Raw genomic sequence first — 12,953 nt, 5'->3', positions numbered from 1 at the left:
CCAGCGCAGCGACTCAGCGCACGTCAGGGCAGTGAAGCCCGACCACATAGGTGGTGAGAATTTCGGCGTCGGTTGAGCTCAGCCCCTGGCTCTGGGCCACCATGGCAACCGCTTCCGGCGAATTTGAACTGACGCCGCGGCTGTTGAGCTGGCGCAGGTCGGCGCAGATCCGTTTGGCCTGCTGCGGGTTCTGCTTGACCGACTCCAGCAGCGGTGAGGCCGCCTGGAGGGGGGTGAGCGGCAGCCCGGCTCCGATCAGCGCGGCCAGAGCAACCAGGGCGAGCTGACTGAGGACCGGCAGCCGTTTACGTGGTTGAGAAAAAAGGGAGAGAACAGGCAAGGACCGTCCACCGCAGGGGTGATCCATCCATTTGACGGTCTCCGTGAGACCGGTTGGAGCAGTCCTGGTCAGTTTGGTGGGCGACCGGTGGCCCGCCGTGCCGCGGCGATCCAGGCGCGCACCTGGGTGGCATCGGGCGCCGGCAGCGCGGATCCGGTCAAAGAGCGCTGCAGCCGGCCCAGCTGACGCAGCAGTTGCTGGGGCGATGCCTCGGCCAGCCCGGCCGAACTGGCGATGCCCGCATAGAGGAGCAGAGCGGCATGCTCAGGCGCCAGACCCAGCTCACTGATCAGGCGTGCCTGGCCCCGCAGCTTGATCAGTCGCTGCTCCGAAGCGCCGCAGCGGGCCAGGCGCCGCAGGGCCAGATCGCTCTGGGCTGCCAGCGACGGCCAGTCTTTAAGACCGGCCAGGCTCAGCTGGCTCTGCTCAGCGCGGAAGTGGGAGGGAAGAACCAGCATCAACGCAGCACCTTCACCGCGCCGTCATCGAGGCTGCGGGTGGCCTCCGCCAGCACCACCGGCCGACTGACGCCGGCGCTGGCTGACTCGACCCGCCGCAGGCGCACATGCACCAGCCCATCGGCACTGCTGCGGCCGCTGCTGCGCAGGTTCAGAGCCAGCTGCTCCACCGTGGGGGCATAGGCCTCAGCGGAAAGATCAGCCGTCGCAGCGGCGATCACCAGGTTGCTGCCGTTGTCGAACACCACCGGCACGGTCACAGCCCCCTCCACCTGGGTGCGTGGCGAGTAGCTGATGGCGAAGGCCAGACAGGAGAGCGAGAGCAGGGCCGTGAAGCTGGTGACCCCCACCAGCCGGAAGCGGAAGCCCCAGCCCATGACAAAGGCCAGCACCATCCACACCGCCAGCGCGCCGCTGGCGGCCCCCAGCCAGAGCCCGGCTTTGAGCGACAACGGATCGACGGGCATGGCGGCCAGAGCAGGAGCGGAAACCCCTTTATATTGCGGCGACCTCAGGCGGTGACAGCGACGAGCCGATGGGGTCCCCGCCTTCGCCTGAAACGGGAACCCAGTCCCGGAGCCGCCGCCAACGACTTCTGCTGGCTGCCGCCCTCGGTGGAAGCGCAGGGCTGGCCGGAGCCTGGTGGGGGTCCGATCACCTGGCTCGCCGGGTTTATGAAAGCTGGCGGCCAAGGCTGCAGGTGCTGATCGGACGGGGGCTGGGCCACCCCGTCCAGCTCGGTCCCTACAAAGGCCTCAGGCCCTGGGGGCTGAGCATCGGCCCCAGCCGTGTCCTGAGCGGGCCTACCGACAGCTCCAACCTGCGCCTCGACGGGATTGGGGTGAACCTGGATCCCCTGGCCAGCCTGGTGGAGCGGGCGCCGGTGCTGGAGCTGCGGCCCAGGGGCACCCAGCTCAGCCTGATCCCCAATGCCCAGGGGCAGCTATGGGTGTTCGGGCCGGCTGGAGACAGGCCCCCGCCAAGACTCACTCTCAAGATCCTGCTGGAGCAGCCCGCCCGCCTGCAGCTGGGCTCCAGCGCTCTCGACCTGAAGCTGCAGGGCAGAGCCGGGGTGAGGATCCACAACCGCAGCGTCGACTGGCGCGCCACCGCCAGGGCAAGGGCCGGCAACGGCCGTGCGCTGGCGCGCGGCTCGGCCAACTGGCGCAGTGGCGCGGTGAAGCTCGGCCTCGACCTGCGGCGCTGGGACCTGGCGCCACTGGTCTCCTTGATTCCCCGTGCCAGTCCTCCGCGCCAGCAGTCGCTGAAGGGAACCGCCGATGGCCGCCTGGAGCTGGATCGCCGCCGTGGCAGCACCAGCTGCCGGGGTTCGCTGCGCATTGGGGAGCTGGAGCTGCGGGATCCGCTGTTGCCGGCGCCGCTTCAGGCCAGACGCCTGGCCGTTGGTTGCCGCGGGCAGGAGATCCAGCTGGAGGGGGATCCCTGGCGGATGGCGAACTGGCGCGGCACGGTCAAGGGCTCCCTGGTGCCTGGAAGCCGCTTCGATCTGCGCTTCAGCGCCAGCGATCCCCAGCGCGGCGACCGGCTCGGCCTGGGGGTGAGCGGGCCCTGGCGCCAGCCGCTGCTGGCACTCGATGGCCACATCCCCCTCGGCAAGGGCACCCCCACCAGCCCCCAACCGCTCAAGCTCAACGCCCTGATCCGCTCCGACTGGCGCAGCCACCTCCAGTTGCGGCTCGACAGCCTGCGCCTGCGCTCCGGCCGCTCCGAGATCACGGCCAGGGGTCAGATCTGGCCCCAGCTCAATGTGCGCAGCGAGCGGCTGCGGCTCCATCCCTCCCTCTGGCAGCCGGCCGGAGCCGCGGCCCAGGCCCTGCTGGGTAGCAGTTCCTGGCTGGAAGGCGGCCTGCTCCTGGCTGGAACCCTGCGGCAGCCGACCCTGAGCGCCAGCTTTCAGAGGCAGGGGAGCACCCTGCTGAACGTCCAGGCCAGTGCGTGGCCGAGCGAGAGCCGGGCTGGTCCCCTCGGCCGCCTGCAGGCGCGGCTGACGGCCCCCTCCGGTCTGCGCCTGCAGGACACCCTGCTGCTGGGCACCGCCAGCGCCGATCTGGCCTGGTCCGATGACCAGCTGCGGCTGGTCCGCTTCGAGAGTCCGGAGCTCAGCGCCGATGGCAGCCTTCCGCTGCGCTGGCAGCGCCGGCGGGGCCTGGTGGCAGGCGATCTGGGCCTGAACCTGCAGCTCAGGCCCTACGCCCTGGCCCGGCTCGGCCCCCTGCTGGGCAGCACGCTCCAGGGAGATCTCAGCGCCAGGGGCCGCCTCAGTGGCCCCCTGGCAGCCCTGCGCCCCGACTTCTGGCTGTCGGTGCGGCAGCCCGGTGGCGGCCCCCTGCAACTGCTGGAAACCTGGGAAGGGCGGCTCACTGCCCGCAGCGGCGGTGGCGGCGATCTGGCCATGACGGCATTGACCCCTGCCCAGCAGGGCAGCCTCAAGGCCAGGCTGAACCGGTCCTGGCTGCCCAGCCAGGTGGAGCTGCGCCGCCAGCAAGGGGTTCTGAGCTTCAACGGCGATGCGCGCCGCTACCGCTGGCAGGCGAGCCGCTTTCCCCTCGTGGGCCTGCAGCTCGCCATTGGTGGTTCCTCCAGGCCCAGGGCCCTCGACGGACTGCTCAGCGGCAAGGGAATTCTCGATCTGCAGCCCCTGGCGATGGAGGGCAGCGTGGCCGTGGAGCGTCCGCTGCTGCTGGGGGTGCGCGGGCAGCGTCTCACCGCCTCAGGCCGCTATACGGCAGGCCAGTTCCGCTTCAAGGGAGAGCTCACGCCCCTGGCCGGTGGAACGGTGGCCCTCAGCGCCGATGGCGAGCGGAAGGGCCGCCTGCGCAGCCGCCTCGAGGGGCGAGGACTGCCGCTGCAACTCTTCCAGGAGCTGGCCCAGGCACTGACGATCTGGAGGGGCGGCAGCCCCCTGGCCAGGGGCAGGGCCAGCGACCTGGGCACCCTCGTGATCGACACCCTCGGCGGCACGATCGATGGCCAGCTCCAGGCTCTCCGCGCGGCCCAGGCACGGCTGGCTGAATTCCGGGGTCCGACGACCGCCGGATCACGGACACGGCTCGAGGACCTGCGCGGTCTGGTGGATCTCGACATCAGCCTGGCCGGGCCCGATCTGGAGCGCCTAAACCTGGATCTGGGCGCCAAGGGCCACCTCTGGCTGCGGGCCGATGACCGCGACGAAGCGCTGCGGCTCGATCCGTTCCAGGTGCGGCTGGAAGGACCGATCCGGGGCGGGAAAGGGAGCTTCAGCCTCGAGAACCTTCCTCTTGCCCTGCTGGCCCTGGCCACGCCGGTGCCCAGCAGCCTGCGGGGGGGGCTGAATCTGGAGGGCTCCTACCAGTTGGGATCGGCTCTGCGCAAGAGCGCCTTCCGCACCAGCCTGAGCCTGATCGACGCCAGCCTGAACGGGATTCCGCTGCGGCTTGAGGACGCCACAGTGAGCCTGGATGGGGATGCCCTGGCTCTGTCGGCCTCCCTCAGCAGCGAAGGGGCCGACAGCCGCGTCGCCCTCAGCGGCAGCGTCCCCCTCGATCCCGCTCAGGAGGGGATGAAGCTGAGGCTCTCCAGCCGCGGCGACGGCCTGCGCTTCATCAGCACCCTGGTGGGGCGTGGGCTGGACTGGCGCAAAGGCAGCGCCGATCTGGAGCTGCTGATGCGGGGCAGCCTGCTCAAGCCCCTGGCCAATGGCTTCCTGCGCTTCCGCGACGGCGAACTGGTGGTGGCCGGTCAGGAGATCAGCCAGCTCCAGGCCACGGTGCTTTTCGATTTCGAGGAGCTGCTGGTGCAGGAATTCAAGGCCCGCATAGGCAGCCAGGGGGAGCTCGATGGCAGCGGTGGTCTCGGCCTGTTCCGTGACATACCCCAGCCCCAACCCCTCAACCTCACCGTGAAAGATGCGCGGATCAAGGCGCCCCGCCTCAACGCCCTCACCAATGGCAGCCTGGCCCTGCGCGGCAGCCTGCTGCGGCCGCTGCTCAGCGGCGAGCTGAGCCTGAGCAAAGGCACGATCAACGGCCAGCCCGGCACCCTGGCCCAGGAGGATGAGAGCGGCGTCCTCCAGCCGAAGCAGGCCCGGCGGCTGGTGGAGGAGTCGTGGAACTTCGAGAAGCCCCTGGTGCTGCTGGGGCCGGAGGTGGAGAGCAAAACCGCCCTTGACCTGCGCGATTCGATCCCCCGGGTCCCCCTGCTGCGCCTGAGCAACCTGCGCCTCAAGCTCGGCCCCGATCTGGAGGTGGTGGTGCCGCCGGTGGCCAGCTTCAAGACGGGCGGCACCCTCACCCTCAACGGCCGCATCGACCCCAGCCTCAGCGCCAGCGGCGTGGTGCGGCTGCTCGGTGGTCGTCTGAGCCTGTTCACCACCAACTTCACCCTCGATCCCGACGCCCCCAACGTGGCGGTGTTCACCCCGAGCCTCGGCCTGATCCCCTACGTGGACATCGCCTTGCGCACCCGGGTATCGAACACGCTCAACGTGGGCCAGGGCCGCGAAGCCGTCAACGACTTCGACCTGCGTGGCGGTTACACCCCGCTCGATCAGCTCAACCTGGTCAGGGTGGTGGTGACCGTCAGCGGCCCGGCCGACCGGATCGCCGAAACGCTCACGATCCGCAGCTCCCCTCCCCTGCCGGAGGAGCGGCTGGTGGCCCTGATCGGCGGCAATTCCCTGGCCGGACTGAGCGGCGGCAATGCCACGGCGGCCCTGGCCACGGTCTTTGGCCAGTCGCTGCTCTCCCCCCTGGTGGGAACCCTGAGCAACGCCTTCGGCCAGCGGGTGAGCTTCTCCCTGTTCCCCACCTTCTTCTCCCCTTCCGTGAACGAGGTGGGCAGTAACGCCTCGGGTTCCCGGGGGGAGTCGCGGCGCGCGCCGGCCCAGCTGGTGCTGGGCTCGGAGCTGGGCCTCGACATCACCGAACGCTTCAACTTCTCCGTGCTGGCGGCCCCGAACCGCACCGACATCCCCCCCCAGCTCACCCTGCGCTACCAGGCCAGTGACACCCTGGGCCTGCAGGGATCCTTCGACACCGAAGGGCGCTGGCAGGGCCAGCTGCAGTTGTTCTTCCGCTTCTGAAGGAGCCCACTCAAGGATGGAACTGATCGGCGTGGATCTGGGGGGCACCGCCATCAAGCTCGGCCGCTTCGATGCCAGCGGCGCCTGCCTGGCCGAACTGGAATGCCCCACCCCCCGGCCAGCCCTGCCCGGTGCGGTCTGCACGGCACTGGTGGAGGCGATCACGGCCGTGGACCCGGCGGGCCTGGCCGATCGGGTGGGGATCGGCCTCCCTGGACCGATGGACCGCAGCGGCCGGGTGGCACGGGTCTCGATCAACCTGCCCGGCTGGCACAACGTTCCCCTGGCCGACTGGCTGGAGCCCCAGCTGGGCCGGCGGGTCGTCCTGGCCAACGACGCCAACTGCGCCCTGCTGGGGGAGGCCTGGCTGGGCGCTGCCCGCGGCCGGAGCGACGTGCTGCTGCTCACCCTGGGCACGGGCGTGGGCGGCGCGGCCCTGCTGGAAGGCCAGCTGTTCACCGGCCGCGACGGAGCGGCGATCGAGCCCGGTCTGATCGGCGTCGATCCGGACGGTCCGCCCTGCCGCAGCGGCAACCGCGGCTCACTCGAGCAGTTCTGCAGCATCACGGGGCTGGGGCGGCTGAGCCCGCTGGATCCCGCCGAGCTCTGCCGCCGCGCCGATGCCGGGGATGGCGAGGCCCAGGCGGTGTGGGATTGCTACGGCCGCTGGCTGGGGATCGGCCTGAGTTCGCTGCTCTATGTGCTCACTCCGGAGCTGGTGTTGATCGGCGGCGGCCTCAGTGCCGCCAGCGACCACTTCCTGCCGGCGGTGTGGCGGGAGGTGGAGGAGCGGGTGCTGCCGGAGAGCCGCCGGGACCTGGAGATTCGCCGCTGCGCCCTCGGCAACGGCGCCGGCCGGCTGGGGGCCGTGCGGCTGGCCATAGATGCTCTGCCGACCTGAGCCAGGCCGGTGCGACTGGAACAGCCGGTGCGGCTGAAATGATGGGTCGATGGCTTCCACTCCATCCGGCGTCCCCGATCCCAGTCCCGAGCTGCTCAGCCGGGCCGGAGCCGTTCGCCGTGCCGCCATGGCACTTGGCCAGGCCTCGGATGATCAGCGGCGCCAGGCCCTGAGCGCCATGGCCCAGGCGCTGGAGCAGGCCACCGGCACGATCGTGGCCGCCAACGCTGCCGACCTGGAAGCAGCGGCGGCCGAGCAGCTGGCACCGGCCCTGGTGGCGCGCCTCAGGCTCGACGCGGCGAAGCTGTCAGGCGCCATCGACGGAGTCCGCCAGCTGGTGGACCTGCCCGATCCGGTCGGCCGCCGCCAGCTCCACACCGAACTGGATCAGGGCCTGGTGCTCGAGCGGATCACGGTGCCCCTGGGGGTGGTGGGGGTGATCTTCGAGGCGCGCCCCGATGCCCTGATCCAGATAGCGGCCCTGGCGATCCGCTCCGGTAACGGTGCCCTGCTCAAGGGAGGGCGCGAGGCCAGCCGCAGCTGCGCGGCGATCTTCACGGCCCTGCAGAAAGGCCTGGCGGCAAGCGCGGTGGATCCGGCGGCCCTCGCCCTGCTCACCACCCGCCAGGAGAGCCTGGGACTGCTCAAACTCGATGGCCTGGTGGATCTGATCATCCCCAGGGGCTCGAACGAGCTGGTGCGCTTCATCCAGGACCACACCCGCATTCCCGTGCTCGGCCATGCCGATGGGGTCTGCCACCTGCTGGTCGACCGCGCCGCGGACCTTTACCAGGCCCTCCGCCTGGCCATCGACAGCAAGACCCAGTACCCGGCCGCCTGCAACGCGATCGAAACCCTGCTGGTGCATCGCGATGCGGCTGCCGTCTTCCTGCCGCTGGCCATCGCCGCCTTCGCGGCGGCGGCGGTGGAACTGCGGGGCTGCCCCTTGGCCTGTGGGCTGGGAGTTGCCATCGCCGCCAGCGACGACGACTGGGGCCGGGAATTCTCCGATCGGATCCTGGCGGTGAAAGTGGTGAACAGCCTCGATGAGGCCCTGGAGCACATAGCCCGCCACGGGTCCCGCCACACCGACGCCATCTGCACGAACGATCCCGAGGCGGCCCGGCGCTTCCTCGCCGCCGTCGACAGCGCCGGGGTGTTCCTCAACTGTTCCACCCGCTTCGCCGATGGCTTCCGCTACGGCTTCGGCGCCGAAGTGGGCATCAGCACCCAGACCCTGCCACCGCGTGGGCCGGTGGGGCTGGAGGGGCTGGTCACCTACCGCTATCACCTGCGCGGTGAAGGCCACATCGTGGCCGACTACGCCAGCGGCAAAAGCCGATTCACACACCGCAGCCTGCCCCGATGAGCCTTCCGGCCAAGCCACTGCCCCCATCCCTGCCTGGCCGTGAGGCGATTCACGTGAACGGGCTGCGGCTCTGGGCGCACGTGGGTGTGCTGGAGCAGGAGAGGGACCTGGGCCAATGGTTCGAGCTGGCCTTCAGCCTCTTCCACGACCTCGGCCCCGCAGGCCGAAGCGATGATCTGGCCCTCAGCCTTGATTACGGCCTGGCGATCCAGGCCCTGCAGGAGCAGGCGCGGCTAGTCCGCTGTCTCACCCTCGAGCACTACGCCGAGCGGATCATGGAGCGGATCGAGCAGCTCTACGGCCCCGTGACCCAGCGGGTGATCCTGACCAAATGCGCAGCCCCGGTGAGCGGCTTCAGCGGCCTGGTGCAGGTGGAGCGCTGGCGCCATGCGCCCGCGGCAAGCTGAGCCGATGACCGTCCCGCCTCTGGTGCTGGTGCATGGGCTCTGGGATTCGCCCCGCCTGTTCCGGCGCCTTGAGCAGCAACTGGCGGGAGCCCGCGATCCGCTGCTGGTTCCCCACCTGAGTCACCGGCTCGGTGCCACCCCCCTGCTGGACCTGGCCGAGCGGCTGGGCAAGGCCATCGAAGCAAGGTTCGGAGCCGAGGAACCGATCGATCTGCTCGGCTTCTCGATGGGCGGGGTGATCGCCCGTTGCTGGTTGCAGCTGCTGAGCGGCGAGAAGCGCACCCGTCGCTTCATCAGCGTGGCCAGCCCGCAGCAGGGCACGCTCACGGCCCAGCCCTGGCCGGCGTTCCTGCTGGGGGGAATCGCCGACATGAAACCGGGCAGTCCGCTGCTGCGCCGACTCAACGACGATCCCCACGCCCTGGCCGGGGTGGAGTGCCTGAGCCTCTACACCCCCACCGACCAGGTGGTGGTGCCGGCCTGGAAGGGGGTACTGCCATTCGGACCCGCCAGGACCCTGCCGGTATTGCTGCACCAGAACGTGCTCAGCGCGCCAGCGTCACTGGAGGTGATCCATCGGGAATTGCTGCGCCCCTGACCACCTCCAGCGACACTGATCAGGCGGCCACCAGACCCGAGTGGCGGATCAGGGCCTCCGCCGAGGGAGCCCGGCCGCGGAAGGCCTCAAACACCTCGGCGGGGCTGCGGCTGCCCCCGAGGCTGAGCACCGTGTCGCGGAAACGGCGGCCCGTGCTCTGAACGGCTGGCTCATTCCCCAGACCCACCTCCTCGAAGGCGCTGAAGGCATCGGCACTGAGCACCTCGGCCCACTTGTAGGAGTAGTAGCCGGCGGAGTAGCCCCCCGCGAAGATGTGGCTGAAGGCGCAGAGGAAGCAGTCTTCCGGGATGGGGGGCAGCACCGTGGTGGTGCGGGCGATCTGCCGGCGCAGATCCTCGGGGCTCTGGCCTGAACCGGGAGTCCAGGCGCTGTGCAGGCGCAGATCCACCAGGGCGAAATGCACCTGGCGCAGGGTGGCGCTGCCGCCCATGAAGGTGCGCGCCGCCAGCAGCTTGGCGAACTCCGCCTCGGGCAGGGGCTCACCGGACTGCAAGTGCCGGGCCATGCCAAGCAGCGTGGACCGGTCGTAGCACCAGTTCTCCATGAACTGGCTGGGCAGTTCCACCGCGTCCCACTCCACATGGTTGATGCCCGCCGCCTGGGGCCGCTCCACGGTGGTGAGCATGTGCTGGAGCCCATGACCGAATTCATGGAAGAGGGTCTCCACCTCCTCGAAGGTCATCAGGCTGGGGGTGTCCCCCACCGGCGGGCTCTGGTTGCAGATCAGGTAGGCCACCGGCAGCACCGGATTTCCGGCGGCATCAATGGAGCGACCGAGGCAATCGTCCATCCAGGCTCCACCGCGCTTGCTGCCGGGGCGGCTGTAGGGATCGAGATAGAACCCGGCGATGGGCTTACCGCTGCCGGCATCGAAGACCCGAAAGAAATGCACATCGGCTTGCCAGATCGGTGCCTCGCCATCGGCAGCTTCGATGCGGATGCCGAATAGGCGGCCGCAGAGGGCGAACAGGCCATCGAGCACCCGCGGCAGGGGGAACCAGGGGCGCAGGGCCTCCCCGTGCAGATCGAAGCTCTCGCGGCGCAGCACCTCGGCCCAGAAGCTCACGTCCCATGGTTTGAGCTCGCTGGCTTCAGGGGCGCCCTGACGCTCGGCGCAGGCGGCCAGTGCCTGCAGCTCCCGTTCAGCAGCCGGGTAGGAGGCCGCGCGCAGATCCTCCAGCAGGCGTTCCACCGCGTCCACAGACTCGGCCATCTTCGAAGCCAGGCTCACCTCGGCCCAGTTGGCGTAACCCAGCCGCACGGCCTGCTCGCGCTTGAGGGTGAGGATGCGCTCGATCAAGGGGCGGTTGTCGAGATCACCGGATGAGGCACGGCTCACCTGGGCCTTGTACAGCTGCTCGCGCAGGTCGCGGCAGCGGCTGTATTTGAGAAAGGGCATGGCCCGGGGCATGTCCAGCCCCACCAGCCAGGGACCGGCCTCGGCGCTGGCCTGGCTGCCATCGGGCCCGTTCAGCCCCGCCTCCCGTGCCGCCTGGGCCAGCAGTTGGCGCAGGCTTTCAGGCAGTCCCTCCACCTCGTCCGACGTGCTCAGGGCCAGGGTCCAGCCGTTGGTGGCATCAAGCACGTGGTTGCCGAAACGGGTGGCGAGCTGGGCGAGCTGCTCACTGGCGGCATTGAAGGCCGCCTGGGCCTCCCCCTCCAGGGCCACGCCCCGCAGCTGCATCTCAAGCAGTTCGGCCGCGAGGATCCTCTCCTGGGTTGCATCGAGGGGCAGGCGGCCAGCCCTGTGCTGCTCCTGGAGCTGCTCCAGGGCCCGGTACACAGTGCGGCTCTGACCGGCGCGGTTGCCGAAGGCCACCACGGCCACTTGCTGACTCTGGTGCGCCTCCCGCAGCTCGGGGCTGTTGCAGACGCCATTGAGATGGGTGACAACACCCCAGCTCCAGCGCAGGCGCTCCCCCAGCCGCTGCAGCGGATCCATCACCTCAGCCCAGCCAAGGGGTTCAGCCGAGGCCAGGGCCAGCTCCAGGCGCTGCTCCAGCTCGCTCAGGCCGGCGTTGAGCTCGTCGAGCAGGCCAGGGATCTGCTGGCTCACCTGCTCGGCAGTGATGGCCGAGAAGTCGGGAAGGCCTTCGCCGCGAAGCAGCGGGGGCGCAAGCAGGGAGGCGCTCATGGACGTGAACCGCGTCAATGGGCTCATTCCAGCTGATCAGCGCCACTACGGCGGTTCAACCGAGAGCGGAAATCCGCCCGATCGCAATCGCGCTGGGGCTGCTGAGCCCTTCCGCCAGGGCGTTGGTGGTGGCCCCGTAAAAATCGATCGCCAGGCGGGGCCAGAAGCCGATCGCCAGGGTGGGCACCAGCAGGCAGAGGCCGATCACCAGCTCCCTGGGCTTCATGTCGCCCACCACAGCCAGCGCCGGAATCCTGGGTCCGAAGAACACCCTCCGGCAGAGCGAGAGCAGGTAGACGGGGGTGAGCACCAGGCCGATGGCCGCCAGCACGATCGTGACCACCCTGAAGGGCACGGTGAAGCCATCGTTGGCGGTGATTCCCAGGAAGACGGTGATCTCACTGATGAAGCCGCTCATGCCAGGCAGAGCCAGGGAGGCGAGCGAACTGGCCAGGAAGAAGGCGAAGGTGATCGGCAGCACCTTCGCGAGCCCCCCCATGTTCGGGATCGAGAGGGTCTTGGTGCGCTCGTAGAACACCCCCGTAACGAAGAACATCGAGGCGGCGATCAGTCCGTGGCTGATCATCTGCAGCATCGCTCCGCTCATGCCGAGGCTGTCAATGGCACCGATGCCGAGCAACACGAAGCCCATGTGACTCACCGAGCTGCAGGCGATCCTTCGTTTGACGTTGTCCTGGGCAAAGGCATTCAGTGCCCCATAGATGATGTTGACGATGCCCAGGACCACCAGGGCCGGCGCCAGCTGGACATGGGCGTCGGGCAGCATCTGCACGTTGAAGCGCAACAGGGCATAGCCACCCATCTTCAGCAGCACCCCCGCCAGCAACATCGACACCGGGGCATTGGCCTCACCATGGGCATCGGGCAGCCAGGTGTGGAGGGGGAACATCGGCAACTTCACCCCGAAGCCGATCAGGAAGCCCAGATAACAGAGCAGTCCGAAACTGCCGCCATAGGAGCGCTGGCTGAGTTCCTGCAGGTTGAGGGTGAAGCCATCGCCGCCCAGGGCCAGGGCCAGCCCGCTGATCAGGATCAACAGCGAGGCGGTGGCGGTGTAGAGAATGAATTTGGTGGCTGCGTACTGGCGCTGGGTTCCGCCCCAGATCGCGATCAGCAGGTAGACAGGCACCAGCTCCAGTTCCCAGGCCAGGAAGAAAAGCAGAAAGTCCTGGGACAGAAACACCAGCGACTGGGCCGAGGCCTGCAGCAGCAGCAGGCCGAAATAGAGCTGGGTCTTGCGGTTCACGTTCCAGCTGGCCGCCACCGCCAGCAGGGTGACCAATCCGCTGAGCACCACCAGGGGCGCCGAGAGGCCATCAGCTCCGAGCGACCACTCCAGACCGAGCAGGGGGACCCATGGCACCCGCTCCACCAGCTGCAGGCCGCTCAGTCCACCGTCAAAACGCTGGCTGAACACCCACATCATCAGCAGCAGATCGGCCAGCAGCACCACCAGGGCGATGGTGCGGGGCGCGCGGGGATCGGTGCCGTCGCCGGGGAGCAGCGGCATCAGCAGGGCGCCTGCCGCCGGCAACAGAGCTATCAGGCTGAGCCAGGGAAAGGAAGCAGGCAAGTCGGACGCAACTGTGAGGGGCAGAGTGGCGTCCATTCGAGATTGCGGAAG

10 protein-coding genes are annotated in these 12,953 nt (G+C 69.2%); 5 read left to right on the top strand and 5 right to left on the bottom strand.

The window, feature by feature from the left end; translation table 11 throughout:
- Positions 1 to 13: 13 nt before the first annotated feature.
- From KBY93_RS02935 to KBY93_RS02925, 3 genes are all read right to left on the bottom strand, one after another.
- The gene (locus KBY93_RS02935) at positions 14 to 340 is read right to left on the bottom strand and encodes a hypothetical protein (protein WP_315856379.1); all 327 of its coding nucleotides are present in this window, start codon (positions 338 to 340) and stop codon (positions 14 to 16) included.
- A gap of 68 nt (positions 341 to 408) precedes the next feature.
- On the bottom strand, positions 409 to 798 hold the full coding sequence (locus KBY93_RS02930) for a DUF4332 domain-containing protein (RefSeq protein WP_255092741.1): 390 nt from the start codon (positions 796 to 798) through the stop codon (positions 409 to 411).
- Positions 798 to 1,265, bottom strand: coding sequence for a Ycf51 family protein (locus tag KBY93_RS02925; protein WP_255092740.1), 468 nt, complete (start codon positions 1,263 to 1,265; stop codon positions 798 to 800). Before KBY93_RS02925 ends, KBY93_RS02930 begins: the two co-directional genes overlap by 1 nt.
- A gap of 68 nt (positions 1,266 to 1,333) precedes the next feature.
- Here KBY93_RS02925 and KBY93_RS02920 point away from each other — a divergent pair, with 68 nt between their 5' ends.
- Genes KBY93_RS02920 through KBY93_RS02900 form a run of 5 tightly spaced genes read left to right on the top strand, consistent with a single transcriptional unit; the run spans position 1,334 to position 9,153 of the window.
- Positions 1,334 to 5,878, top strand: a complete 4,545-nt coding sequence (locus KBY93_RS02920; RefSeq protein WP_255092739.1) for a translocation/assembly module TamB domain-containing protein — start codon at positions 1,334 to 1,336, stop codon at positions 5,876 to 5,878.
- A 16-nt stretch (positions 5,879 to 5,894) separates the two neighbouring features.
- Entirely contained in the window at positions 5,895 to 6,779 is an 885-nt protein-coding gene (locus KBY93_RS02915; RefSeq protein ID WP_255092738.1) for an ROK family protein, read from the top strand.
- Positions 6,780 to 6,828: 49 nt separating this feature from the next.
- The gene (locus tag KBY93_RS02910) at positions 6,829 to 8,148 is read left to right on the top strand and encodes a glutamate-5-semialdehyde dehydrogenase (RefSeq protein ID WP_255092737.1); all 1,320 of its coding nucleotides are present in this window, start codon (positions 6,829 to 6,831) and stop codon (positions 8,146 to 8,148) included.
- A complete protein-coding gene (locus KBY93_RS02905) occupies positions 8,145 to 8,555 on the top strand; it encodes a dihydroneopterin aldolase (RefSeq protein ID WP_255092736.1) in 411 nt (136 codons plus the stop codon). The genes KBY93_RS02910 and KBY93_RS02905 overlap by 4 nt, the downstream gene beginning before the upstream one ends.
- Positions 8,556 to 8,559: 4 nt before the next feature.
- Complete coding sequence (locus KBY93_RS02900) at positions 8,560 to 9,153, top strand: alpha/beta fold hydrolase (RefSeq protein ID WP_255092735.1); 594 nt, start codon at positions 8,560 to 8,562, stop codon at positions 9,151 to 9,153.
- A gap of 19 nt (positions 9,154 to 9,172) precedes the next feature.
- On the opposite strand, the gene KBY93_RS02895 is transcribed toward KBY93_RS02900, so the two are convergent.
- Both KBY93_RS02895 and KBY93_RS02890 read right to left on the bottom strand, forming a co-directional pair.
- Positions 9,173 to 11,308 carry a M3 family metallopeptidase gene (locus KBY93_RS02895; protein WP_255092734.1) on the bottom strand — a complete coding sequence of 712 codons (2,136 nt, stop codon included), beginning with the start codon at positions 11,306 to 11,308 and terminating at the stop codon, positions 9,173 to 9,175.
- 55 nt (positions 11,309 to 11,363) lie between these two features.
- Positions 11,364 to 12,938: an NAD(P)H-quinone oxidoreductase subunit 4 gene (locus KBY93_RS02890; protein ID WP_255092733.1), complete on the bottom strand. Its 1,575-nt coding sequence runs from the start codon at positions 12,936 to 12,938 to the stop codon at positions 11,364 to 11,366.
- Positions 12,939 to 12,953 lie beyond the last annotated feature (15 nt).

The sequence above is a fragment of the Synechococcus sp. J7-Johnson genome (genome assembly GCF_024345795.1).
Classification (GTDB): Bacteria; Cyanobacteriota; Cyanobacteriia; order PCC-6307; family Cyanobiaceae; genus Regnicoccus_A.
The sequence above is the reverse complement of the archived record's forward strand: the minus strand, read 5'-3'. Positions and strand labels throughout refer to the sequence as shown.

Excerpts from the sequence above, each read along its gene's own strand:
- KBY93_RS02895 (WP_255092734.1), bottom strand. The coding sequence starts at position 11,308 with ATGAGCGCCTCCCTGCTTGCGCCCCCGCTGCTTCGCGGCGAAGGCCTT.
- KBY93_RS02925 (WP_255092740.1), bottom strand. The coding sequence starts at position 1,265 with ATGCCCGTCGATCCGTTGTCGCTCAAAGCCGGGCTCTGGCTGGGGGCC.
- KBY93_RS02910 (WP_255092737.1), top strand. The coding sequence starts at position 6,829 with ATGGCTTCCACTCCATCCGGCGTCCCCGATCCCAGTCCCGAGCTGCTC.
- KBY93_RS02930 (WP_255092741.1), bottom strand. The coding sequence starts at position 798 with ATGCTGGTTCTTCCCTCCCACTTCCGCGCTGAGCAGAGCCAGCTGAGC.
- KBY93_RS02905 (WP_255092736.1), top strand. The coding sequence starts at position 8,145 with ATGAGCCTTCCGGCCAAGCCACTGCCCCCATCCCTGCCTGGCCGTGAG.
- KBY93_RS02915 (WP_255092738.1), top strand. The coding sequence starts at position 5,895 with ATGGAACTGATCGGCGTGGATCTGGGGGGCACCGCCATCAAGCTCGGC.
- KBY93_RS02900 (WP_255092735.1), top strand. The coding sequence starts at position 8,560 with ATGACCGTCCCGCCTCTGGTGCTGGTGCATGGGCTCTGGGATTCGCCC.
- KBY93_RS02920 (WP_255092739.1), top strand. The coding sequence starts at position 1,334 with ATGGGGTCCCCGCCTTCGCCTGAAACGGGAACCCAGTCCCGGAGCCGC.
- KBY93_RS02890 (WP_255092733.1), bottom strand. The coding sequence starts at position 12,938 with ATGGACGCCACTCTGCCCCTCACAGTTGCGTCCGACTTGCCTGCTTCC.